25 protein-coding genes are annotated in these 22,757 nt (G+C 68.2%); 16 read left to right on the forward strand and 9 right to left on the reverse strand.

Features of this window, described 5'->3' with window-relative positions; all coding sequences use genetic code 11:
* Positions 1 to 69: 69 nt before the first annotated feature.
* The 3 genes from ACUDTM_RS05970 to ACUDTM_RS05980 form a co-directional block, all read right to left on the reverse strand.
* Positions 70 to 1,107 (reverse strand): LacI family DNA-binding transcriptional regulator, encoded by a 1,038-nt coding sequence (locus tag ACUDTM_RS05970; protein WP_005417630.1) that lies wholly within the window; start codon positions 1,105 to 1,107, stop codon positions 70 to 72.
* Between the two features lie 148 nt (positions 1,108 to 1,255).
* A complete protein-coding gene (locus ACUDTM_RS05975) occupies positions 1,256 to 1,531 on the reverse strand; it encodes a BolA family protein (RefSeq protein ID WP_227836962.1) in 276 nt (91 codons plus the stop codon).
* Positions 1,528 to 1,827, reverse strand: a complete 300-nt coding sequence (locus ACUDTM_RS05980; RefSeq protein ID WP_005417634.1) for a YciI family protein — start codon at positions 1,825 to 1,827, stop codon at positions 1,528 to 1,530. Before ACUDTM_RS05980 ends, ACUDTM_RS05975 begins: the two co-directional genes overlap by 4 nt.
* 374 nt (positions 1,828 to 2,201) lie before the next feature.
* On the opposite strand from ACUDTM_RS05980, the gene ACUDTM_RS05985 reads away from it, so the two are divergent.
* Genes ACUDTM_RS05985 through ACUDTM_RS05995 form a run of 3 tightly spaced genes read left to right on the forward strand, consistent with a single transcriptional unit; the run spans position 2,202 to position 5,608 of the window.
* Entirely contained in the window at positions 2,202 to 3,107 is a 906-nt protein-coding gene (locus ACUDTM_RS05985; RefSeq protein WP_005417635.1) for a segregation and condensation protein A, read from the forward strand.
* Between the two features lie 13 nt (positions 3,108 to 3,120).
* Complete coding sequence (scpB, locus tag ACUDTM_RS05990; RefSeq protein WP_072168371.1) at positions 3,121 to 3,996, forward strand: SMC-Scp complex subunit ScpB; 876 nt, start codon at positions 3,121 to 3,123, stop codon at positions 3,994 to 3,996.
* Positions 3,989 to 5,608 (forward strand): pseudouridine synthase, encoded by a 1,620-nt coding sequence (locus tag ACUDTM_RS05995; protein ID WP_188240802.1) that lies wholly within the window; start codon positions 3,989 to 3,991, stop codon positions 5,606 to 5,608. The genes scpB and ACUDTM_RS05995 overlap by 8 nt, the downstream gene beginning before the upstream one ends.
* A gap of 116 nt (positions 5,609 to 5,724) precedes the next feature.
* Here ACUDTM_RS05995 and ACUDTM_RS06000 read toward each other — a convergent pair whose 3' ends face one another.
* Complete coding sequence (locus ACUDTM_RS06000) at positions 5,725 to 6,513, reverse strand: AraC family transcriptional regulator (RefSeq protein ID WP_088496669.1); 789 nt, start codon at positions 6,511 to 6,513, stop codon at positions 5,725 to 5,727.
* 90 nt (positions 6,514 to 6,603) lie between these two features.
* Here ACUDTM_RS06000 and ACUDTM_RS06005 point away from each other — a divergent pair, with 90 nt between their 5' ends.
* Both ACUDTM_RS06005 and ACUDTM_RS06010 read left to right on the forward strand, forming a co-directional pair.
* The gene (locus tag ACUDTM_RS06005; protein WP_445391211.1) at positions 6,604 to 7,731 is read left to right on the forward strand and encodes an MFS transporter; all 1,128 of its coding nucleotides are present in this window, start codon (positions 6,604 to 6,606) and stop codon (positions 7,729 to 7,731) included.
* A 95-nt stretch (positions 7,732 to 7,826) separates the two neighbouring features.
* Positions 7,827 to 8,120, forward strand: a complete 294-nt coding sequence (locus tag ACUDTM_RS06010) for a hypothetical protein (RefSeq protein WP_088496667.1) — start codon at positions 7,827 to 7,829, stop codon at positions 8,118 to 8,120.
* On the opposite strand, the gene ACUDTM_RS06015 is transcribed toward ACUDTM_RS06010, so the two are convergent.
* The 3 genes from ACUDTM_RS06015 to ACUDTM_RS06025 all read right to left on the reverse strand — a co-directional run bounded on the left by ACUDTM_RS06015 (position 8,107) and on the right by ACUDTM_RS06025 (position 10,614).
* The gene (locus ACUDTM_RS06015) at positions 8,107 to 8,541 is read right to left on the reverse strand and encodes a hypothetical protein (protein WP_061478014.1); all 435 of its coding nucleotides are present in this window, start codon (positions 8,539 to 8,541) and stop codon (positions 8,107 to 8,109) included. The genes ACUDTM_RS06010 and ACUDTM_RS06015 overlap by 14 nt on opposite strands.
* Positions 8,542 to 8,644: 103 nt before the next feature.
* Complete coding sequence (locus ACUDTM_RS06020) at positions 8,645 to 9,451, reverse strand: amidohydrolase (RefSeq protein WP_061478015.1); 807 nt, start codon at positions 9,449 to 9,451, stop codon at positions 8,645 to 8,647.
* 14 nt (positions 9,452 to 9,465) lie between these two features.
* A complete protein-coding gene (locus ACUDTM_RS06025; protein ID WP_072168376.1) occupies positions 9,466 to 10,614 on the reverse strand; it encodes a pyridoxal phosphate-dependent aminotransferase in 1,149 nt (382 codons plus the stop codon).
* A 178-nt stretch (positions 10,615 to 10,792) separates the two neighbouring features.
* Between ACUDTM_RS06025 and ccmA the strand changes: the two genes are divergently transcribed.
* The 11 genes from ccmA to ACUDTM_RS06080 all read left to right on the forward strand — a co-directional run bounded on the left by ccmA (position 10,793) and on the right by ACUDTM_RS06080 (position 19,192).
* Positions 10,793 to 11,422, forward strand: a complete 630-nt coding sequence (ccmA, locus tag ACUDTM_RS06030) for a heme ABC exporter ATP-binding protein CcmA (RefSeq protein WP_252744466.1) — start codon at positions 10,793 to 10,795, stop codon at positions 11,420 to 11,422.
* Positions 11,419 to 12,114: a heme exporter protein CcmB gene (gene ccmB, locus ACUDTM_RS06035; protein ID WP_329847438.1), complete on the forward strand. Its 696-nt coding sequence runs from the start codon at positions 11,419 to 11,421 to the stop codon at positions 12,112 to 12,114. The genes ccmA and ccmB overlap by 4 nt, the downstream gene beginning before the upstream one ends.
* A gap of 43 nt (positions 12,115 to 12,157) precedes the next feature.
* Complete coding sequence (gene ccmC / locus ACUDTM_RS06040; RefSeq protein ID WP_061478017.1) at positions 12,158 to 12,928, forward strand: heme ABC transporter permease CcmC; 771 nt, start codon at positions 12,158 to 12,160, stop codon at positions 12,926 to 12,928.
* On the forward strand, positions 12,925 to 13,113 hold the full coding sequence (locus tag ACUDTM_RS06045; protein WP_061478018.1) for a heme exporter protein CcmD: 189 nt from the start codon (positions 12,925 to 12,927) through the stop codon (positions 13,111 to 13,113). Before ccmC ends, ACUDTM_RS06045 begins: the two co-directional genes overlap by 4 nt.
* On the forward strand, positions 13,110 to 13,571 hold the full coding sequence (gene ccmE / locus ACUDTM_RS06050; protein ID WP_061478019.1) for a cytochrome c maturation protein CcmE: 462 nt from the start codon (positions 13,110 to 13,112) through the stop codon (positions 13,569 to 13,571). Before ACUDTM_RS06045 ends, ccmE begins: the two co-directional genes overlap by 4 nt.
* Positions 13,572 to 15,491 (forward strand): heme lyase CcmF/NrfE family subunit, encoded by a 1,920-nt coding sequence (locus ACUDTM_RS06055; RefSeq protein ID WP_334272285.1) that lies wholly within the window; start codon positions 13,572 to 13,574, stop codon positions 15,489 to 15,491.
* An 8-nt stretch (positions 15,492 to 15,499) separates the two neighbouring features.
* The gene (locus ACUDTM_RS06060) at positions 15,500 to 16,117 is read left to right on the forward strand and encodes a DsbE family thiol:disulfide interchange protein (protein WP_072168378.1); all 618 of its coding nucleotides are present in this window, start codon (positions 15,500 to 15,502) and stop codon (positions 16,115 to 16,117) included.
* A gap of 4 nt (positions 16,118 to 16,121) precedes the next feature.
* Complete coding sequence (locus ACUDTM_RS06065; protein WP_072168379.1) at positions 16,122 to 16,571, forward strand: cytochrome c-type biogenesis protein; 450 nt, start codon at positions 16,122 to 16,124, stop codon at positions 16,569 to 16,571.
* Complete coding sequence (locus tag ACUDTM_RS06070; RefSeq protein WP_180890825.1) at positions 16,565 to 17,554, forward strand: tetratricopeptide repeat protein; 990 nt, start codon at positions 16,565 to 16,567, stop codon at positions 17,552 to 17,554. The genes ACUDTM_RS06065 and ACUDTM_RS06070 overlap by 7 nt, the downstream gene beginning before the upstream one ends.
* A 180-nt stretch (positions 17,555 to 17,734) precedes the next feature.
* Positions 17,735 to 18,847, forward strand: a complete 1,113-nt coding sequence (metX, locus tag ACUDTM_RS06075; protein ID WP_088496661.1) for a homoserine O-acetyltransferase MetX — start codon at positions 17,735 to 17,737, stop codon at positions 18,845 to 18,847.
* Positions 18,848 to 19,192: a DUF1294 domain-containing protein gene (locus tag ACUDTM_RS06080; protein WP_061478025.1), complete on the forward strand. Its 345-nt coding sequence runs from the start codon at positions 18,848 to 18,850 to the stop codon at positions 19,190 to 19,192.
* Positions 19,193 to 19,277: 85 nt separating this feature from the next.
* Here the strand turns inward: ACUDTM_RS06080 and cydC are convergent, their stop codons facing one another.
* Positions 19,278 to 20,951, reverse strand: a complete 1,674-nt coding sequence (gene cydC / locus ACUDTM_RS06085; RefSeq protein ID WP_252745301.1) for a thiol reductant ABC exporter subunit CydC — start codon at positions 20,949 to 20,951, stop codon at positions 19,278 to 19,280.
* A complete protein-coding gene (gene cydD / locus ACUDTM_RS06090) occupies positions 20,948 to 22,693 on the reverse strand; it encodes a thiol reductant ABC exporter subunit CydD (protein ID WP_088497654.1) in 1,746 nt (581 codons plus the stop codon). The genes cydC and cydD overlap by 4 nt, the downstream gene beginning before the upstream one ends.
* Positions 22,694 to 22,757 lie beyond the last annotated feature (64 nt).

Here is a 22,757-nt window from a genome sequence, read left to right on the forward strand (position 1 = left end):
CTCCGGGTGGCGGTAACCGCTTGCGCGGTCCCTGCGATCAGTCAAAAAAAAGAAGAAACGCCTCTGGCTTCAACGGCCGGATGGCGGAGTGGTGGAATCGCGAACAATCAAGCGGGGAACCAGGGTCTGCTTGTCCCCTGCCCCATCCGTGGAGGTGCCGTCCATCAACTGCATCAGACGCGTCATGGCCCGGTCGCCGAGCTCGGCGATGCTGACCTGCATGGTGGTCAGCGACGGGTGGACGAAACGCGCCAGTGGAATGTCATCGAAACCCGCCAGGGCCACATCGGCCGGCACACGGACCCCTGCCTGCGTGAACGCATACAGGCAGCCCAGGGCCATCATGTCGTTGGCGGCGAATACGGCATCGGGCAGCGCTCCGGCTGCCAGCAACTCCTGACCGGCACGATGGCCGGAAGCTTCGTCGAAATCACCGGGCAACTCGATGCCTTCGGCGCCACCGCCAGAAGCCGCCAGCGCGTCACGGAAGCCGCGCAGGCGCTCGCGCGCGTCGAAGTTGAGGTCCGGACCAGAAATGAAGGCAATGCGGCGGTGGCCGGCATCCAGCAGGTGGCGGGTCATCGCCATTGCGCCGGCGTGGTCGTCGATGCTCAGCACCGGGTGATCCTGGCCGGGCAGATAGGTGTTGATCAACACCGTCGGCAACGACTGCGGCAGGTTGTCGGTCAGGAAGCCCGGGCTCTCGGCATAGGGCGAAAGCACCAGCAGGCCGTCGACGCGGCCGCGCATGGCACGCAGGGCGGCGCCCTGCTGTTCCTGGTCACCGTGGTAGCTGGACACCAGCAGGTGCTGGCGGCGGTTGCGGGCCACGCCGTCAATGCCGCGCATCAGCTCGGAGAAGAATTCGCCGTACAGGTCAGGCAGCACCACGCCCACCGTATTGGTGCGGCGGCTGCTCAGGCTGCGGGCGGCGGCGTGCGGGGTGTAACGCAGCCGTGCGGCCACCTCCAGCACAAGCTGGCGGACCGGTTCGGCGACATTTTCATGCCCGTTGAGCGCGCGGGAAACCGTGGCCACGGAGACCCGGGCTTCGCGTGCGACGTCTTTGATTGTGATAGCTGCCTTGTTCACGAAGCCGCCCTCCACGGCTTGGACCTACCAGCATTGGCGCGGAATGTAAGCGTTTCCATCCAGGCTTGTAAACAGTCCGTTAGGCGAATGTCCCGAAATGGACATGAAAACCTGTCCGTAGCGAGGCCATGAAGGACCCGCCAGGACAGCGTGGGACAAGGGCTCAGCCCTGTTCTGACGGGGTCTGCGCGCGGATGGACAACGCGTGGATATCGGTCTCCATCATCGACCCCAGCGCGGCATAGACCGCGCGGTGCCGGGCAAGCGGCCCCAGCCCGGCGAAGCGCTCACTGACCACATGCACGTTGAAATGGCCGCGCCCGTCGCGCGCACCGGCATGGCCGGCGTGACGATGGCTGTCGTCCTCGATCTCCAGCACGCTCGGCGCCAGCGCCTGCTGCAGCGCATCACGGATCCGCTCGATCCGTTTCGCGTTCACGGCAGCACCTTGCGGAACGGGCGGACCTGCACGCGGGTGTAGACGCCTGCAGCCACGTACGGGTCGGCATCGGCCCAGGCCTGGGCCTGCGGCAGCGACTCGAACTGCGCGATCACCACCGAACCGCTGAAACCGGCCGGGCCCGGGTCTTCACTGTCCACCGCCGGGCACGGCCCGGCCAGCAGCAGGCGTCCCGCGTCGCGCAGCGCATGCAGCCGCGCCAGATGCTCCGGCCGCGCCTGCAGCCGCTGCGCCAGCACATCCTGGCCGTCATACCCTTCGATCACATACCACACCGGCATTTCCTCGCTCGCGTTGTCGGGTCCGCCGATTCTAGCCAATGCAGCCCCTGCCCCGGTCCGGCTGGACACTGGCGCAGCAAAGGCTTACCCTAGACTCCATTGCACGTGGCTGGATGCAGCAGCCCGTCGGATTCTGCAGCCACGCAGCCCCCGACGACAGATCCGCTGCTTCAAACCGGACCACTTGGCCGGGCCACGTAGACGACCTCCCCGTAGTTCTGTCGCGGCCGTTTACTGCGGCGCGTCCTGCTGTTTGATATGTGTGGAATCGCGCCGATCCCGGCGTGTCTGGTGCCCTGGGGCTCCGTGGCGTTGGCCCGGCGAACCCGGTGCCGCGACTGGTCCGTTGCAATCCTGATGTCCATTAGATGACTTCCGAACTCGCGCTCGACGCGAACCCGCCAACCCGGCCGCCCGCCCCCCAGCAGCAGGAAATGCCGCTGGCCGTGGTGCATGGGCAACCGGTCCTGCAGATCCCGCAGGACCTGTACATCCCGCCGGACGCGCTGGAAGTCATCCTGGACGCCTTCGAAGGCCCGCTGGACCTGCTGCTGTACCTGATCCGCCGCCAGAACCTGGATGTGCTGGACATTCCCGTGGCCGAAATCACCCGGCAGTACGTGGAATACATCACCGTGATGCGCGAGCTGCGCTTCGAGCTGGCGGCCGAGTACCTGGTGATGGCCGCGATCCTGGCCGAGGTGAAGTCGCGGATGCTGCTGCCGCGCCCGGTCAGCGAGGAAGGCGATGAGGCCGACCCGCGCGCCGAGCTGGTGCGCCGGCTGCAGGAGTACGAACGTTTCAAGCAGGCCGCCGAGGACATCGACGCCCTGCCCCGCCAGGACCGCGACACCACGGTGGCGCATGCCTTCATGCCCGAGCGCGCCACGGTGAAGCTGCCGCCGCCGGTGGACCTGAAGGAAATGCTGCTGGCCCTGCACGACGTGCTCAAGCGCGCCGAGCTGTTCAGCGGCCACGCCATCAAGCGCGAAGCACTGAGCGTGCGGCAACGCATGGGCGAAGTACTGGGACGCCTGGAAGACGGCAAGTTCTATCGTTTTGAAGGGCTGTTCACCGCCGAAGAAGGCAAGCTGGGCGTGCTGGTCACGTTCCTGGCGGTGCTGGAACTGGCCAAGGAACAGTTGCTGGACATCGTCCAGGAAGAACCGCTGGCGCCGATCTACGTGAAGTCGCTGGCCGCTGGAAACACCAACGCGCCGCTGCAGTTCAGCAGCGAGTTCGACGACAACGACGCCGCCAATGCCAACGAGTGAGCGCTGACTGCCGATGGATCAATCGCTGATCGACCGCATTGTCGAGGGTGCCCTGCTGGCCTCCAGCCAGCCACTCACCCTGGCCCAGCTGAAGGACCTGTTTCCGGAAGAGGAACCGGCACCGCCGGGCAGCATCGAACGTGCGCTGGAGCGCCTGCGCGAGGCCTGCGAAGGTCGTGGCGTGGAACTGGTCGAGGTCGCCTCCGGCTTCCGCTACCAGGTCACCGGCGAAGTACATGGCTGGATCAGCCGGCTGTGGACCGAACGCAAGACCCGCTACACCCGCGCCACCCTGGAAACCCTGGCGCTGATCGCCTACCGGCAGCCGATCACCCGCGGCGAGATCGAGCAGGTGCGCGGCGTGGCGGTCAGCAGCAACATCATCCAGGCGCTGGAAGAACGCGAATGGATCCGCGTGGTCGGCCACCGCGACGTGCCCGGCAAGCCGGCGCTGTTCGGCACCACCAAGGGCTTCCTGGACTACTTCGGGCTGAAGCGGCTGGACGAACTGCCGCCGCTGTCGGAACTGAAGGACCTGGGTGAGCTGGAACCGCAGCTGGCCCTGGACCGTGATGCACCGGCCGTGGCCGGTGCCGAGGGTCCGGATATCTCGGCCGGCGCCGATGGCGTTGCCGCGAACGATGACGCCGGCCTGGCCGGCAGTGACACCCCCGATTCCGCCAATGCAGCCCCTGCATCGGCCTCCGATGAGCAAGCACCTTCGCCCCTCGATGATGGGCACCCCGATTCCGCGCCGGGCGAGCGCGCGGTGCCAGTGAACGAACGCGAAGACAACGCCGTCGCGATGACGACCGTGGCTGTTGACCAAGCCGATTCCGAACCAGAGGCCGACCTCGAAACCGTCGGCCGGAGCAAAACTGATGAGTGACACCCCCCGTAACAAGCTCTCGCTGAAGCGCGAAGCCACCTCCGAACAGTTCAAGCTGGAAGAGCGCCTGCACAAGGTGCTGGCCCAGGCCGGCCTCGGCTCGCGCCGCGCGCTGGAACAGCGCATCGCCGAAGGCCTGGTCAAGGTCAACGGTGAAGTCGCGCAGACCGGCATGTCGGTCAGGAGCGGCGACAGGATCGAACTGGATGGCCGTGGCTTCGTCGCCACTGCCCTGGCCGAGCCGTCGCGCGTGCTGGTCTACAACAAGCCGGAAGGCCAGGTGACCACCCGCGAAGATCCCGAAGGCCGCCCGACCGTGTTCGAGTCGCTGCCGCCGCTGAAGGGCGCGCGCTGGATCGCCATCGGCCGCCTGGACATCAACACCACCGGCCTGCTGCTGGCCACCACCGACGGTGAGCTGGCCAACGCCATGATGCACCCGTCGTTCGAGGTCGAGCGCGAGTACGTGGTGCGCGTGCGTGCACCGGAAGGCGAGGAAAAGGTCTCCGACGCCATCGTCGACCGCCTCAGCCGTGGCGTCGCACTGGAAGACGGTCCGGCCAAGTTTGATGAGATCGAACGCATCGGCGGCACCGATTCTCACGACTGGTTCCGCGTCGTGGTGAAGGAAGGCCGCAACCGCGAAGTGCGCCGCCTGTGGGAATCGCAGGGCTGCCAGGTCAGCCGCCTGAAGCGCACCCGCTATGGCAAGGTGAGCCTGCCGCGCGAACTGGCCCGTGGCCATTCGGTGGAACTGGGCACCGCTCAGGTGGAAGCGCTGCGTGCGCAGCTGAAGCTGGAAGAAGGCGCTCCGTCGGCATTGACGCTGCAGCCGGTGATCGGCCAGCGCCGCGCCGCAAAGACCACCGTGCGCGTGCGCGAAGGTGGCCGCGGCAATGCCTACGTCAATGGCCACAACACCGCTGACGAAGGTCGCGAGCTGCGCCGTTTCGACAACGTCCGCGAAGACCGCGGCCGTGGTCGCGGCGGCAAGGGTGGCGGCTTCAAGGGCGGCCTGACGGTCAGCGGTGAAGCAGCAGCCAAGCAGTCGCAGAAGCCGTTCAAGCAGCGCGCGCCGAAGAATGACCGTTCGCTGCCGGAAGGCAATCCGGCCGCGTTCCGCACCTGGTACGTGCCCGATGGCGTGAGCACTGGCCCGAGCGGGCACCGCAATGCCGGCCCGGGCGCACGTGGCCCGGGTGCCCGTGGACCGGGCGCGGGCGGCCAGGGCCGTCCGTACGGCAAGCCGAAGGGCCCGGGTGCCGCCGGCGGCCAGGGCCGTGGCGGTTTCGGTGGTGAAGGCCGTGGCGGCGCAGGCGGCCAGGGTCGTCCGGCCGGTGCCGGCAACCGCTCGCAGGGCCAGGGCAACAAGCACCCGTACGGTCATCCGGGCAACGCTCCGAGCTTCCCGTCCGACCATGCAACCCCGGGTTTCAACCCGTATGGCAGCCCGAAGCCGGCACACGGCGCCCGTCCGGGCGGTCGCGGCCCGGGCGGTGGCAACCGTGGCCCCGGAGGTAACCGCGGCCCCGGCGGTCCGGGTGGCAACCGTGGTCCCGGCGGCAACCGCGGCCCGGGCGGCCCGCGCCGTAGCGGCCCACGCGGCGGCTGATCACAGGCCACGCTGAAATGAGAAACCCCGGCCCAGGCCGGGGTTTTTCTTTAAAAAGGGGACGGAGGGGATTAAGTCGTTTTCGCCACGCCATGTGTCGAAGGGGCGAAAACGACTTAATCCCCTCCGTCCCCTTTTGCGTGGCGCTGGAAAGCGGCGGGCGTGGTGCCGGCCATGCTGCGGAAGAAGGCGATGAACGGGCTCTCGGCGGAAAAGCCAGTGTCCTGCGCCACATGCGCGACGCGATGCCCGAGCAGCAACAGCTCCATGGCCCTCATCAGGCGCCATTGCTGGCGCCAGGCCTGATAGCCCATGCCGGTATCACGTTGCATCAGCCGGCCAATGGTGCGCACGCTCAGACCCGCGCGCTCGGCCAGCTCGCCCAGTTCGGGCGGCAGCTGTTCGGCCAGCGGCAGGCAACGTGCAATGCGTGGATCACGCGGCAAAGGCAGGTCCATCGGCGCCACCGGTGCAGCGGCGATTTCCAGCACGCACAACGCCAGTTGATGGTGCGCGCGCGGCAATTGCCAGTCATGGTCGAACGGTGCCTGCGCGATCGGCTCCAGCAAGGCCTGCAGCAGCGGACCTACGCCGATGATCGCCGGTTGCCGGGGCAGCTGGGCCGACAGGGTGGCGTCGAAGTACAACGAACGGTAGTCGACCGCCTGGCGCATCTGCGCGCGATGGCGCAGCCCGCCCGGAATCCACGCCGCGCGCGCAGGCGGCAGCAGGCTGATGCGATCACCGTAGGTCAGGCGCGTACAGCCCTGCCGGGTGTAGAGCAGCTGCGCGCGTGCATGCTGGTGCCAACCCGAATCGTGATCCGCCAGTGACGCCGCGATCCCCAGCACCGGAGCGCTCCAGGCATCAGCGTCGAAGGGCGCGTCCGGCTGCAACCAGGCCATGTCCGATTTCATATATCCAATGACAGGATGGAGAGAGTGCGCCATTGCAGGCGCGACCACAATGCGCGGCCCTGTTCGTGGAGCGCCCGCATGTCGCGTCGCCTGTTGTTGCTCACCATCGCGCTGCTGATGTTTCCCCAGCTGGCGCAGACCCTGTACAGCCCGGCCCTGGCCGATCTGGGCAAACGCTTCGCCCTGCCGCCGGGTACCGCCAGCCAGGCCATGAGCCTGTATCTGTTCGGCTTCGCTGCAGGCGTGCTGCTGTGGGGGCGCCTGGCCGATCGTATCGGTCGTCGCCCGGCCATTCTCTGTGGCCTCGGCATCTTTGCCGTGGCTGCACTGGGCGGCCTGCTGGCTGGCAGCTTCGGCCCGGTGTTGCTGGCCCAAGCGCTGGCCGCGGTCGGCGCCGCGGCCGCTTCGGTGGTCACCCAGACCGTGCTGCGCGACCATCTGCAGGGGCCGGCGTTGGCGCAGGCATTCTCCTGGATCGGCATGGCCCTGGCCCTGAGTCCGGCCATCGGCCTTGCACTGGGCACGCTGCTGGTGGGCCGCCATGGCTATGCCGGTGTGCAGGCCGGCCTCCTGCTGATGGTCATCCTGCTGATGCTCGGATGCACATCCGGCCTGCACGAGAGCCGCCCTGCCGAAGTCGCGCACACACCCATGCTGCCGCTGCTGCGGCAACTGCTGCGCGATCGCTGGATCTGGTCACAGGCGCTGCTGGTGACGGCGTTCAACGTGGCCATGTACAGCTGGTACGCGCTGGGTCCGTTCGTGTTTGAACGACTGCATTGGCCGCTGGCTTGGTTCGGTGCAAGCGGCGCGGTGCTGGCACTGGGCTCGGCACTGGGCGCGTGGGGCAATGGCCGCCTGCTGCGTGCCGGCGTTGCCGCGGCCACGCGCATCCGCATCGCCGCAGGCCTGGTTCTGACGGGAGGCCTGCTGGCTGCGCTGCTGCATGATCACCCTGCCCTGGTCGCGGCGATGGTGCCGGGGGTGACGGGCTTCGGCTTGGCCATTCCCAATGTGCTCGGCCAGGCCCTGCGCGGCTATCCACACTGTCTCGGCAGCGCAGGCGCGCTGTTCGGCCTGCTCTACTACCTGTTGATCGGTGCGGCAATGGCGTTGGTTGGTGCAGTGCAGCTGCTGGCACCGACCGTTATCGTGTGTGGCCTGCTGGCCTTGTGGCTGCAGCGACGGCGTCCCGCTGCAACCTAGGAATGGCTGCAAATGGAGCGCACTGTGCGCGGCTTCCGGGAACGGCTTTGATTCGCTGGCTATCGTGCGCGCTGCCCCACCCAAGGCAGATGCCCATGATCACCATCACCGCCGAACAGGCCCGCGCCAATGCTGACGCCGCCAAGCGCCCGATCGAGTTGTTCTACCGCGACCTCGACAACGCCATCCAGGCCGGCTCGGAAAATGGCCGTCGCTACATCGTGTTCGGCTTCAGCCAGGTAATGGCCAGCGGGCAGCTCGTCGAAGACGCGGTCGCACAATTGCTGAAAAATGGTTTCGTTGTCGAACGGCTGTTGAGCGACTCCGAACAGCACTACATCCGCATCAGCTGGGGAACTGCCGAGCCGACGCGCCTCAGCGCCGGCTGATGGTGAAGGCGGCGCCGTCCACGCCCAGGTCCCAGCCCTTGCCGGTACCGGACAGGGCCAGCGAGATGTCACCCTTGGTCATCACCTGCGCGTTGCTGGACTTCACCGCACCCGCATGCGCACCCACCGAGGCGTAGGTACCCAGCAGTTCGTTGACGCTGACCGCACCGGTGAAGCTGCCACGCCCATTGGTGATCTTCGACTTGCCCACGGTCAGGCCGCCGCCCTTCACTTCGATACGTACCGGCATGCTGGCGCCATTGCTGCAGGTGACGGTGCCGTTGCCGGAGGCGGTCTTGTAGATCAGCGACCAGCCGGACAGGTTGTAGCGCAGCTGGCAATCGAGATTGCCGGCAGCGTGCGCAGCCGGGGCCAGCGTTGCAGCAGACAGGGCCAGCAGCACGGCGAAAGGCTTGTTCATGGCAGGACTTCCAGTTCGGTCGGACTGACGGCGAATCTAGCAGTGCGCGCGTGCACGTTGGATGCAGGCGCGCGCGCTGGTGCGGCGGTGTTCAGGCCGTGGCTCAGGCCTGTTCATCCAGGTGGAAGGCATCGGCATCGAGCATCGCCGGGAAGCGCGCGCGATGCGCGGCCAAGGCATCGGCCGAGATGGTGGTGGTCACCACCTGTTCGCGTTCGCGGATCTCCACCTGCGGCTGGCCGAGGAAGTCGATCACCGCGCTGTCGCCGGCGTAGTGCAGCTGGTTGCCGTCCACGCCGACGCGGTTCACCGCCGCCACGAAGCACAGGTTCTCGATCGCGCGCGCGCGCAGCAGGGTCTTCCACGCATAGGCGCGCGCCGACGGCCAGTTGGCCACGAAGATCTGCAGATCGAAGTCCAGCTGCTGCGGACGCTCGACGTTGTAGCGGTTGCGGCAGAACACCGGGAAGCGCAGGTCGTAGCAGACCTGCGGATTGATCCGCCAGCCCTTCCATTCCACGCTCAGGCGCTCGCGGCCGGCGGCATAACGCTCGTGCTCGCCGCCGTAACGGAACAGGTGGCGCTTGTCGTAGTACTCCAGCGTGCCATCGGGCGTGGCGAACAGCAGGCGGTTGTAGACGCCTTCGCCATCACGCAGCTGCACGCTGCCGATCACCGCCGCGTTCAAGGCCCTGGCCTGCTCGCGCACCCAGGCCACGGTCGGGCCGTCCATGCCTTCGGCCTGGGCAATGGCCTCGTTGGAGAAACCACTGGTGAAGGTCTCCGGCAGGATCACCAGGTCGGTGGTGCCGGCCAGCGGTGCCAGCAGCGCGCCGTAGTAGGCGCGGTTGCCGGCCGGGTCGTGCCAGCGGGTGTCGCCCTGGACGAGGGAAATACGCAGATCCTGCATGTCCACGCCTCCGCTCACAGCAGGCGCAGGCGTTCGATCGCCGCGTCCATGGTCGCTTCGTTCTTGGCGAAGCACAGGCGCACCAGGCGCTGGCCGGCCGGAGGAGTCTCGTAGAACGGCGACAGCGGGATGGCGGTCACGCCCTTCTCGATGGTCAGCCACTTCACGAACTCATGGTCCGGCAGGTCACTGATGGCCGAGTAGTCGACCAGCTGGAAGTAGCCGCCCGGCACCGGCAGCGCCTTCAGGCGGGTGCTGGCCAGCTGCTCGCGGAAACGGTCGCGCTTGGCCTGGTAGAACGCGCCCAGTTCCAGGTGGTGTTCCGGCTCATCGCGGATCATCGCGGCGAAACCGTACTGCGCCGGGCCGAAGCTGGTGAAGGTGTTGTACTGGTGCACCTTGCGGAACTCGGCGGTCAGCGCCGGCGGGGCGATCGCATAGCCGATCTTCCAGCCGGTGCAGTGGTAGGTCTTGCCGAAGCTGGAGATCACGAACGCGCGCTCGCGCAGTTCCGGGTAGCGCAGCGCCGATTCATGGCGGCGGCCGTCATAGATGATGTGCTCATACACCTCATCGGAGATCAGGTAGATCTGCGTGCCGCGCAGCAGCTCGGCCAGCGCCTGCATGTCCTGCGCCGACAGCATCGCGCCGGACGGGTTGTGCGGGGTGTTGACGATCAGCATGCGTGTGCGCGGGGTGATCGCCGCACGCACGCGGTCCCAGTCGACGGCGAAGGTCTGCGGATCCAGCGACACATGCACGGCCTTGGCACCGGCCAGATCGATCGCCGGTTCATAGCAGTCATAGGCCGGGTCGAGCACGATCACTTCTTCGCCGGCACGCACCACGGCGTGGATGGCGTTGAAGATGGCCTCGGTACCGCCACTGGTGACGGTGATCTCGCTGTCCGCATCCACCTGCGCGCCGTAGCAGTCCAGCGCCTTCTGTGCGATGGCCTGGCGCAGCGGCGCCACGCCGGTCATCGGCGGGTACTGGTTCAGCCCGGCGGCCATCGCCTTGGCCGTCTCATCGATCAGGCGCTGCGGCGCGGAAAAGTCCGGGAAACCCTGGCCCAGGTTGACCGCGCCGTGTTCGGCGGCGAGCTGGGACATCACGGTGAAGATCGTGGTACCGACCTTGGGCAGCTTGGTGGTGGGTTGCATCGGCCTGGACTGTGGGGAACAAGGCCTCCGAGTTTACGCAATCCGCGCGTCGGTAGTGCCGGCCGCTGGCCGGCAACCTCGGCTGGCAGATGGCGAAATTGCCGGCCAGCGGCCGGCACTACCCTGTGAATTCACCGCTACAATTGCCACCGCACTCCGGCATGAAGATCCCTGCCCCTTGGACACCCCTGCATTGCTGGCCGCCAGCGGCCTGAGCTTCTCCCGCAATGACGAGCCGGTGTTCGGCCCGCTGGACTTCCATGTGGACGCCGGCGAAGCCCTGCTGGTGCAGGGTGGCAATGGCGCCGGCAAGACCACCCTGCTGCGCGTGCTGGCCGGCCTGGCCCGGCCCGGGGCCGGCCAGGTGCGGATCGACGGCAAGCCGGCCAGCAACGCCGAGCGTGCGCGCTATGTCGCCTATCTCAGCCACCTGCCGGCGCTGAAGCCGGACCTCGACACGCTGGAGAACCTGCACTTCCTGTGCGGCCTGCACGGCCGCCGTGCGCGGCAGATGCCCGGCAACGCGCTGGCCATCGTCGGCCTGGCCGGTTACGAGGACACTCTGGTACGCCACCTGTCGGCCGGGCAGAAGCGGCGGCTGGCACTGGCGCGCATCTGGCTGTCGCCGGCGCCACTGTGGCTGCTCGACGAACCCTACGCCAACCTCGACCTGGAGGGCATCACTCTGGTCAACCGGATGATTTCGGCGCACCTGCGCGCCGGTGGCGCTGCGCTGGTCACCACCCACGGCGCCTATGCCGCACCGCCGGTGCGCACCCGCCAGCTCGACCTCGGCGGTGCCGCATGATCGCGCCGGGCACCGAACCGGGCCTGTGGCAGACCGCGGACGCCCTGCTCAAGCGCGACCTGCGCCTGCTCTGGCGCCGCCGCGGCGACGCGCTGCAACCGCTGCTGTTCGCGGTGCTGGTAGTGGTGCTGTTCGCGCTGGCCCAGGGTCGTGAGCCACAACTGCTGGCCGCCACCGCCGGCGCGGTGCTGTGGCTGGCCGTGCTGCTGGCGGGACAGCTGTCGCTGGATTCGCTGTTCCGTTCCGACGCCGAAGATGGCTCGCTGGAACAGTGGCTGCTGGCGCCGGTGCCGCTGGCCTGGCTGGTACTGGTGCGCGTGCTGCTGCACTGGGCCACCACGGCACTGCCGCTGATCGTGGTCAGCCCGCTGCTGGCCGAAATGCTGCATCTGCCGCATGACCAGCTGCCGATGTTGCTGGCATCGTTGCTGCTGGGAACGCCGTTGCTGAGCCTGATCGGTGGCGTGGTCGCTGCACTGACCGTTGGCATCCGGCGCTCTGGTATTCTCGTGGCGTTGCTGTCGTTGCCGCTGTACGTGCCGGTGCTGGTGTTCGGCGCAGGCAGCCTGGCGGCAGCCGGGCGCGGGCAGGATCCGGTCGGTGCGCTGCTGATGCTGGGCGCCGGCCTGCTGGTCGCGCTGGTGCTGGCGCCGCTGGCCACCGCCGCTGCAATACGTATTTCTCTGAGTTGACCGAGCTGAGAGCCAATCCACCCCTGCTGGATAGCCGCCACGCATGAATCCGATTGTCCGCTGGTTCCACCAACTCGGTTCGCCTCCCACGTTCGACCGTTTCGCTGCCCGCTGGTCGCGGGTGTTCTACCTCGCCGCAGTGCCGGTGCTGCTGGTCGGCATGTGGCAGGCGCTGCTGGTGGTGCCGCCGGAAGCCAAGCAGCTGGACAGCTTCCGCATCCTCTACATCCACGTCCCCAGTGCCTGGATGAGCCTGTTCGTGTTCGCGCTGATGGCGCTGTATGCCGCGATCGCGCTGATCTGGCGGATCAAGGTCTGCGAGATCCTGGCCATGGCCTGCGCGCCGATGGGCGCCGGCTTCACCCTCATCACCCTGCTGACCGGCAGCATCTGGGGCAAGGGCACCTGGGGCACCTGGTGGGACTGGGACCCGCGCATGACCAGCGAACTGGTACTGCTGTTCCTGTACCTGGGCGTGATCGGCCTGTACCACGCCATCGAAGACCGCCGCAGCGCCGCGCGCGCCGCTGGCCTGCTGGCCATTGTAGGTGTCAGCCTGCTGCCGGTGATCCGCTATTCGGTGGACTGGTGGGGCGGCCTGCACCAGCGCCAGTCGATCAACGTGTTCGGTGAATCGGCGATCAGCAGCGCGATGATCGCGCCGCTGTGGTGGATGGTGATCGGCACCAAGTTCTGGTTCGCCGGTTCGGTGCTGGCCAAGGCCCGCGCCGACAATCTCGACCGCGAGGCCGGCAAGGCCTGGGTCGGCGGCCGTGTCGATGCCGCGCGCGCCACCCGGGAGGCCCAGCCATGACACACCTGCCCTATGTGATCGGCGCCTACGCCGTATTCGTGCTGGTGCTCAGCGCCGATGCCCTCGGTTCGTGGCTGCGCCTGCGCGTGGCGCGCCGGCTGGCACTGGCCCGCCAGCAGCGGCAGCAGACCCGCGCTGGCAGGCAGGACGCTGCGACGCCGCTGTCGACGGAGCTGGAACGATGACCCCGGTGCAGCGTCGCCGCCTGGTGTGGGTGCTGCTGGCCCTGCTCGCCTCCGGCCTGGCCACCGCGCTGGTGGCGATGGCGCTGGAACGCAACATCGCCTACCTGTACACCCCTTCGGAAGTGCTGCGCGGCGATGTCGATGCACAGTCGCGTTTCCGCTTGGGCGGCATGGTGGTAAAGGGCTCCTTCAACCGCCCGGTCGGCTCGCTGGAGGCGCGCTTCGACGTGACCGACGGCGATGCACAGCTGGCGGTGACCACCTCGCGGATCCTGCCGGACATGTTCGCCGAAGGCACCGCGGTGGTCGCCAGTGGCCGCCTGCAGGACGGCGTCTTCGTCGCCGACGAAGTGCTGGCCAAGCACGATGAGAAGTACGTGCCGAAGGAAGTGGCCGACAAGATGGGCGATGCCCATCGCAAGCACGACGTGCCGGTGACGGCCCCCGAGGTGCGCTGAGTGCTGCCCGAACTGGGTCAGATCCTGCTGTTGTGTGCGTTGCTGGCCTCGCTGCTGCAGGCCGGCCTGCCGCTGGCCGGTGCGCATCGCAACAACGCGGCATGGATGGCAGTGGCGCGGCCTGCCGCCTTCGCGCAGTTGCTGCTGTTGGCCGGCGCCTTCGCGGTGCTGACCACCGCGTTCGTGCAGCAGGATTTCTCGGTGCGCTATGTGGCCGAGAACTCCAATTCGCTGCTGCCGCTGATCTACCGCTATTCGGCGGTGTGGGGCGCGCACGAGGGCTCGCTGCTGATGTGGGCGCTGGTGCTGGCATTGTGGACCGGCGCGGTGGCGCTGTTCTCGCGGCACCTGCCGGCACCGGTGCAGGCGCGCGTACTGGCGGTGATGGGCATTGTCAGCGTCGGCTTCCTCGCCTTCCTGATCTTCACCTCCAATCCGTTCCTGCGCCTGAACCCGGCACCGCTGGAAGGCCGCGACCTCAATCCGCTGCTGCAGGATCCGGGGCTGATCATCCATCCACCGATGCTGTACCTGGGCTACGTAGGCTTCGCGGTGCCCTTCGCATTCGCGGTAGCGGCGCTGCTGGAAGGTCGCGTGGATGCGCGCTGGCTGCGCTGGACGCGGCCGTGGACCAACGTCGCCTGGGGCTTTTTGACCCTGGGCATCGCACTGGGCAGCTGGTGGGCCTACTACGAGCTGGGTTGGGGCGGCTGGTGGTTCTGGGACCCGGTGGAAAATGCCAGCTTCATGCCGTGGCTGGTCGGTGCGGCACTGATCCATTCACAGGCCGTCACCGAAAAGCGCGGCACCTTCGGCAGCTGGACCCTGCTGCTGGCGATCGCCGCCTTCGCGCTGTCGTTGCTGGGCACCTTCCTGGTGCGCTCGGGCGTGCTGACCAGCGTGCATTCGTTCGCTGCCGATCCCTCGCGCGGCCTGTTCATCCTGGTGTTCCTGTCGGTACTGGTGGGCGGCAGCCTGCTGCTGTATGCGCTGCGTGCCAGCCAGCTGAACGTGGATGCCGATGATCCGCGCCGTGGCTTCACCGCCACCTCGCGCGAGACCCTGCTGCTGGCGAACAACCTGCTGCTGGCCACCGCCTGCGCGATGGTGTTGCTCGGCACGCTGTACCCGCTGCTGGCCGATGCGCTGTCGCTGGGCAAGATCTCGGTCGGTCCGCCCTACTTCGGCAGCCTGTTCCTGCTGCTGATGGCACCGATGATCCTGTTGCTGCCGTTCGGCCCGCTGGTGAAATGGCAGCGTGACCAGCCCTCGCGCGCCTTCGCGCTGCTGGCACCCTGGCTGGGCCTGGCGGTATTGCTGGGCGCGCTGGTCTGGTGGCAGGCACCGCAGAATGGCTGGAAGGCCGGCATCGGCGTCGCCGCTGCGGCCTGGGTCGCACTCGGCACCGCACGCTTCGTCTGGCAGCGCCTGCGCGGCAACGGCCGCTTCACCGCCGAAATGCTCGGCATGATCGTCGCCCACGCCGGCATCGCCGTGTTCCTGGCCGGCGCCCTGCTGGTCGAAGCGCTGAACGTGCAGCGCGAAGTGGCGCTGGCACCGGGGCAGCAGCTGGTGGTCGGTCGCTACGAAGTCCGCTTCGAAGGCGTGGACCATCGCGAAGGGCCGAATTTCATCGCTGATCGGGGCCACCTGCGGGTGTTCCGCAACGGCCGCGAGCAGGCCCTGCTGCATCCCGAGAAGCGCCAGTACGCCAGTGGCGGCCAGGTGATGACCGAGGCCGGCATCGATGCACGCTTCGACGGTGATGTCTACGTGGCATTGGGCGAGCCGCTGGGCAACAATGCATGGGCGGTCCGGGTGCACATCAAGCCGTTCGTGCGCTGGATCTGGCTCGGCGCGCTGCTGATGGCCCTGGGCGGATTCATCACCGCCGCCGACCGCCGTTTCCGTCGTCCGTAGGAGTTCCCATGTCCGAGTCCCCCGCCCCGCGCCCCTCCCGCCCGCTGCCGCCGGTAGCCATCGTGATCGGCGTGCTGTTCTTCTTCGGCCTGCTCGGGCTGATGATCTACGGGGTGATGAAATCGGGCGACCCGCAGCGCGACGTGCTGCCGTCGGCGCTGATCGACAAGCCGGCGCCGGCGTTCGCGCTGCCGGTGCTGCATGACCCGGAAATGATCGTACACAGCGACGAGCTGCGCGGCGCGCCCTATCTGCTGAACGTCTGGGGCAGCTGGTGCGCGGCCTGCCGCGAAGAACACCCGGTACTGACCCGCTTTGCCGAGAGCAAGCGCGTGCGCGTGATCGGCTACAACTGGAAGGATGATCCGACCGACGCGCTGCACTGGCTGGAGCAGCTGGGCAACCCGTTCATGGTGGTGCTTAGCGACGTCGAGGGCCGCACCGCGATCGACTGGGGCGTGACCGCTGCGCCAGAAACCTTCCTGGTTGATGGCAGCGGCATCGTGCGCTGGAAGTACAGTGGCGCGATGACCCAGCGCGTGATCGATGAGAAGCTGATCCCGGCACTGGAGAAGATCGAGAAGGCCCAGGGCAGTGCCGGCAACACCCTGCATACGGCGCCCTGAGCCGATGCGCTGGCTGCTGGCGCTGCTGCTCCTGATGCTGCCGCTGGCCGTGCTGGCCCAGCAGCCGCTGCACGATCCACAGCCGCTGCAGTTCCGCGACGATGCCGAGGAGCGCCGCTTCCATGACCTGGCCGCACAACTGCGCTGCGTGCAGTGCCAGAACCAGTCGCTGGCCGATTCGAACGCACAGATCGCGCAGGACCTGCGTCGCGAGGTGCTGCAGCTGATGCAGCAGGGCCACGACGACGCACAGATCAAGCAGTTCCTGGTCGCCCGCTACGGTGAGTTCGTGCTCTATCAACCACCGTTGCAGCCGGGCACCTGGCTGCTGTGGGGTGGCCCCCTGCTGGTGCTCGGCGCCGGTGCACTGGTGGTGCTGGGCATCGTCCGCCGACGTGGACGCACCGTCGGCGCGGCGCCGGCCGGCAAGGCCGATGAAGGAGACGAATGGTGAACCATTGGCTGCCGGTGCTGGCCGGCCTGGTTGCAGCGCTGATGGCAGCACTGGTGCTGTGGCCGCTGCGCCACCACGGTCGTCGCGGTTTCGTGGTCGGCGTGTTCGCACTGGGCGTGGCCGGTGCCTGCCTGTACCTGCTGGTCGGTGATCCGCGTGCAGCACAGGTACAGCCGACGCCGTCGGTGGCCACCCTGCGCGATGGCGTGCAGGCCCTGCAGGATGCACTGAAGCGCGACCCTCAGCGTGCCGATGGCTGGGCATTGCTCGGGCGTTCGCAGGCCGAACTGGGCAATGCCTCAGCTGCGGCAGACGCCTTCGCGAAGGCCGCCGAATTGGCACCGGATGATCCGGGCGTGCTGGTGGAAGCCGCGCAGGCGCGCGCGCAGGCTGATGCCGGCAAGCAGTTCGATGACACCGCGATGACCTGGTTGCAGCAGGCACGTACACAGGCCCCCGACGCCGAGCGCGCCAGCTGGCTGCTGGGCATCGCCCTGCGGCAACGTGGAAGGAATGCCGAGGCTGCGGACGTGTGGAGCGGCCTGCTGCCGCGACTGGAACCGGGTGCCGCGCAGGCGCTGCAGGCGCAGATCGCGATTGCCCGCGAGGCCGCCGGCCATGCGCCCGATGCTGGCGTTGCGGCGCCACCGGCGCTGCTGCAGGTGCGCGTGCAGCTGCCGGCACTGAACAACGCCGAGTGGCCCGCCAGCACCCAGGTGTTCGTGCTGGCCCGTGCCGTCGGCGGCCCGCCGATGCCGGTGGCCGCTCGCAAGCTGCCGCTGAGCGGATTCCCGGACACGGTCGGGCTCGGCGACGGTGACAGTCCGATGCCAACTGCACCGCTGTCGGCCCATCGCGAAGTGGAAGTGCTGGCACGCATCTCGCGTACTGGTAGCGCCAATCGCAGCGAGGGCGACCTGCAGAGCGTTCCAGTGAAGGTAAGCCTGCCGCATGAAGGCGTGGTGGAACTGCGGTTTCCCTGACTTGTAGAGCCGAGCCCACGCTCGGCTGCGATTGGGTTGCCGGCGCCCGCCAGCCGAGCATCGGCTCGGCTCTACAGCAGATCCACGCCATGCGTGGATACGACGGTCCGGTCCGCGTCCACCCGCTGCTGGAATCCAGCGTGTCGCCAGCTCCACATGCCACCCCGCTAGAATGCGTGCATGACCGAATTCATCCCGCCCGGCACCCGCTTCCACGCCCTGCCTTCGCCGTTCCCGTTCAAGCGCGGTGGCGCCCTGCACGGCGCGCGCGTGGCCTACGAGACCTGGGGAACGCTGGCGGCCGATGCCAGCAATGCGATCCTGATCGTGACCGGCCTGTCCCCAGACGCGCATGCAGCGGCCAACGAGGCCAACCCGGCATCGGGCTGGTGGGAAGCGATGGTTGGCCCCGGCAAGCCGATCGATACCAACCGCTGGTTCGTGGTATGCGTGAATTCGCTGGGCAGCTGCAAGGGCTCGACCGGCCCCGCTTCGCTCAACCCGGCCAACGGTGAGCCCTACCGCCTGGACTTCCCCGAGCTGTCGATCGAAGACGGTGCCCGCGCCGCCGTCGACGTCGTGCGTGCACTCGGTATCGAGCGGCTGGCCTGCGTGGTCGGCAACTCGATGGGCGGCATGACGGCCCTTGCCATCCTGATGCTGCATCCGGGCATCGCGCGCAGCCACGTCAACATTTCCGGCAGCGCGCAGGCGTTGCCGTTCTCGATCGCGATCCGCTCGCTGCAGCGCGAGGCAATCCGCCTTGACCCGCGCTGGAATGGCGGCCACTACGACGATGCCGAGTACCCCGAGTCCGGCATGCGCATGGCGCGCAAGCTGGGCGTGATCACCTACCGCTCGGCGCTGGAGTGGGATGGCCGCTTCGGCCGCGTGCGGCTGGATTCGGACCAGACCGACGACGATCCGTTCGGCCTGGAATTCCAGGTGGAAAGCTATCTGGAAGGCCACGCACGGCGCTTCGTGCGTTTCTTCGATCCCAACTGCTACCTGTACCTGAGCCGCTCGATGGACTGGTTCGACCTGGCCGAGTATGCCGACGGCAACGTGCTGGCCGGGCTTGCGAAGATCCGTGTGGAGAAGGCGCTGGCGATCGGCGCCAACACCGACATCCTGTTCCCCGTGCAGCAGCAGCAACAGATTGCCGATGGCCTGCGCGCCGGCGGTGCCGATGCGCACTTCATCGGCCTGGAATCGCCGCAGGGCCACGACGCCTTCCTCGTCGATTTCGAGCGTTTCGGCCCGGCCGTGCGCGGCTTCCTCGACGCGCTGTAAGTGGCGTGGCGGCGTAATCTCGCGCTGGCTGCCTTCGGCGCGTTGATCGCGCTGATGATCAGCGGCGTGCTGCCGCTGTGGCTGGGCGGCTGGTGCGTGCTGGCCAGCGCGGTGTCGTTCGGGCTCTATGGCCATGACAAGCGCGCGGCGCAGCGAAAGCAGTGGCGGATTCCCGAGCGCACCCTCCAGCTGCTGGCCTTTGCCGGTGGTTGGCCCGGCGCGCTGCTGGGCCAGGCGATGTTCCGCCACAAGCACCGCAAGGCCGCGTTCCAATGGGTGTTCTGGCTGTGCGTGCTGGCCAACGTGGCCTCGATCGCGGTACTGCTGCGCGAATTTTCGCGATAACCCTCGCCATCGGTAGTGCCGGCCGCTGGCCGGCAACCTCAGACGCTTCAATTGCCGGCCAGCGGCCGGCACTACCGGACCATCGTCACGATTCGCGAATCAACACCCCATCACGCAACCGGTACTGCGCATCGACCACGCCTTCGGGCAGGTCGTCGTGGGTGATCATCAACAGGCTGCGCCCGTCCAGCAACCCGGAGAGATCGTGCAGCAGCGCACGTGCGGTATCCACGTCCAACCCTTCGGTTGGTTCGTCCAGCAGCAGGATCGGCGCGTTGCGCAGCAGCGCCCGCGCCAGCGCCAGCCGTCGCGCTTGGCCGGCCGACATCGTCGCGCCGTTCTCGCCCACCCAGGCCTGCAGGCCACCGTTGCGCTCGGCCCAGTCGCCCAGGCGCACGCGACGGAGGACCGCCCACAAGGCGGCGTCGCTGGCATCGGGATCGCCCAGCCGCAGGTTTTCTGCCACGCTGCCGGCAAACACCGGTGCGTTCTGTGGCAGCCACGCCAGTTGCTGGTGCCACTCAGCCTGGGCGACGTCGCGCAGATCGCGGCCACCATAGGTGATTCGCCCCTGCTGCGGATCCCACAGCCGCAGCAGCAGGCTGGACAGCGTGGTCTTGCCACTGCCGCTGTCGCCGCGGATGGCGATGCGTTCGCTTGGCGCCAGGGTCAGCTGGAGGCCGGACAGCACCGGCCGCGCCGCGCCCGGCCACTGGAAATGCACATCGTCCCAATGCACGCGCGCGGCTTGCGGCACCGGCTGTGGCACTTGCGGATCGTCCACCGTCGGCGGTTGCTCGACGATCGCCTGCAGGCGATCTGCGGCAATGCGCCCGGACTGCAGCGACTGCCAGGCCAGGCCCATGCCGGCCCACAGTTCGATCAACGCCACGGTCAGGAACACGAGGCCCGCCGCCATCTCCGGCGCGATGCGCTGCTGTTCGGCGGCGTGCAGGGCCAACGCCAGCATCGCCACCAGGCCCAGCCCGGCCACCAGGCCGTGCAGGGTCGAGGCCGCGATCAGGCGCCAGCGACGGCGGCGGTCACGCGAGGCCAACTGCTTGGCTGCCACGCGCACCTTCAGCTGCCACGCGGCATCGGCATGCAGCGCGGCCAGATCTCCCGCCCCCTCCAACCCCTCAAAGGCCGCGGTGCGCAATGCGGCGCGATGTGCGGCGCGGTCGGCTTCTTCATCATCGTGGCCACGCACGCCCAGCCACGGCACACCGAAGGCGATCAGCAGCGCCAGCACCGCCAGCAGGACTGCCGCCGACGGCAGGATCAGCGCCGCCGATGCAACCGCCACCACCGACAGCGCACCCAGCGCCACCAGCGGCCCGATCGCACGTACCAGCAGGCCATCCACTTCGCCGATGTCGCCCAGCAGTCGCGCCAGCAACTCGCCGGTACGCGTAGCCCCCAGCCGTGCCGGCGCCAGTGGCAGCGCGCGGCGGAAGAACCAGACGCGCAGATCGCGGGCGATGCGCAGGGTGGCATCGTGGCCCACCAGCTTTTCGAAGTAGCGCGACACGATGCGCGCCATGGTCAAGCCACGGATACCCGCAGACGGCGAGAAGAAATTGAATCCCTGCCCCAGGCCTGCGGCACCGGCCAGCGCGGCCGCGGTGAGGAAACCACCGGACAGGCCCAGCAATGCAGTGCCGGCCAGCATCGTGGTCCACAACAACAGGATCGTCAGCAACAGGCGTGGACGATGACGCAGGAACACCGCGCGCAGCGAATCAGGTGAACGGCTCATGCGCGCACCGCCTGTGCCGGTTCTACCAGGCGGCCTTCCGGCAGCAGCAGGCAACGATCGGCCCAGGCGATCACCGCCGGGCTGTGGGTGGCGACCACCACGCTGCGGCCACGTGCATATGCGGCCAGGCTGCGCAGCAATGCCGCTTCGGTATCGGCATCCAGGAACGCGGTGGGTTCGTCCAGCAGCAGCACCTGCGGATCACGCAGCAGGAGACGGGCCAGGCCGATGCGACGCGCCTCACCACCGGACAGGCCGAAGCCACGTTCGCCGATCACCGTATCCAGCCCCTGCGGCAGGCGCTGCGCAAACTGCAGTACCTGCGACGCCTCGGCCACCGCGCGCAGGCGCGCATCGCTGGCGCCGGGATCGGCCAGGCGCAGGTTGTCGGCGATGCTGCCGTGGAACAGGTACGGACGCTGGCTGGCATAGGCCACCTGCACGCCGGGACGCACCTGCAGCTTGCCGGCTCGCGGCGGCAGCCAACCGGCCAGCGCCTCCAGCAACGTACTCTTGCCGGACCCGCTGGGACCGACCAGGGCCAGGCGCTGGCCCGGTTCCAGCAGCACGTCCAGATCCTGCAGCACATCGTGCGGCGCGCCCAGCGGACGCAGCACCAGACCCTGTGCCCGCAGCGGTGGCAGCGCGGCCTCGGCCGGCTCCACCGCCAGCGGCGCAGCTTCGTTCTCGATCAGGCCCTGCTCATCGGGCAGCGACTGCAGCAGGCGCTCCACCTCGGCAGCGGCAGCCAGCGCATTGGCACGGTCGTGGTAGTGGGCGGCCAGCCGTCGCAACGGCGCATAGAATTCCGGCGCCAGCAGCAGGCAGAACAGGCCCGCCCCCAGCGTCGGTACCGTTGCATGCAGCGACATCATGCCCAGATAGCTCAGCCCGAGGTACAGGGCGACCATCGCCACGCTGACCGAGGCGAAGAACTCCAGCACCGTGGACGACAGGAAAGCGATGCGCAGAACCTTCAGGGTGCGCACGCGCACGCCTTCGGCAGCCGCCTCGATCCCCTCCAGCTCAGCCTCGCCGCGGCCATACAGGCGCAGCAGGCCCAGGCCCTTGATGCGGTCGGCGAAATGGCCGCTCATCCGCGCCAGCTCACCCAGCTGCGCGCGGCCGGCCGCTTCGGCCCCCCAGCCCACCAGCATCATGAAGAACGGTACCAACGGTGCAGTGAACAGCAGGATCAGCGCCACCACCCAGTCGACCCAGGCTACGGCGGCCAGGATCAGCAGCGGCACCACCACTACTTCGGTGCGTACCGGCAGGAAACCGCTGTAATAGCTCTCGATCGCATCAGCGTGATGCAGCATCAGTTCGCCCAGTTCGCCGGTGCGGCGCTGGCGCAGCCACAGCGGCCCCAGGCCAAGCAGGCGTCCGAACACGCGTTCACGCAGGGCCAACCGCGCGGCATCGGCCACATCACCGGCGGCGGCCTGGGTGGCGCTGCCCAGCAGCGTGCGCGCCACCAGGATCGCCGCCAGACCGCCCAGCACCGGCAACCCCGAGGCCAGCGGCGCGCGCTCTACCAGCACCTGCTGCACCAGCCAGGCGATGGCGGCCGCCTGGCCGATCAACAGGGCACCGGACAGGCTGATGCACAGTGCCGCCAGCCGCTGGCGGCCTCGAGCAGGCCGCGCCAGATCGGCCAGCCACGCGCTGCGGGCGCGCCGCTGGCGGGTCGTTTCGGCGTCCTGGGACAGGGCGACGGAGGAGGTTTCGGCAGCGCTCAAGGGGTCTTCACGGGCAACGGGGGAGACACGGCATTGTAGGCGCAGGCAATGGCCGGCCTCTGCG

This window comes from Stenotrophomonas maltophilia group sp. vghtpe118 (assembly GCF_052605195.1).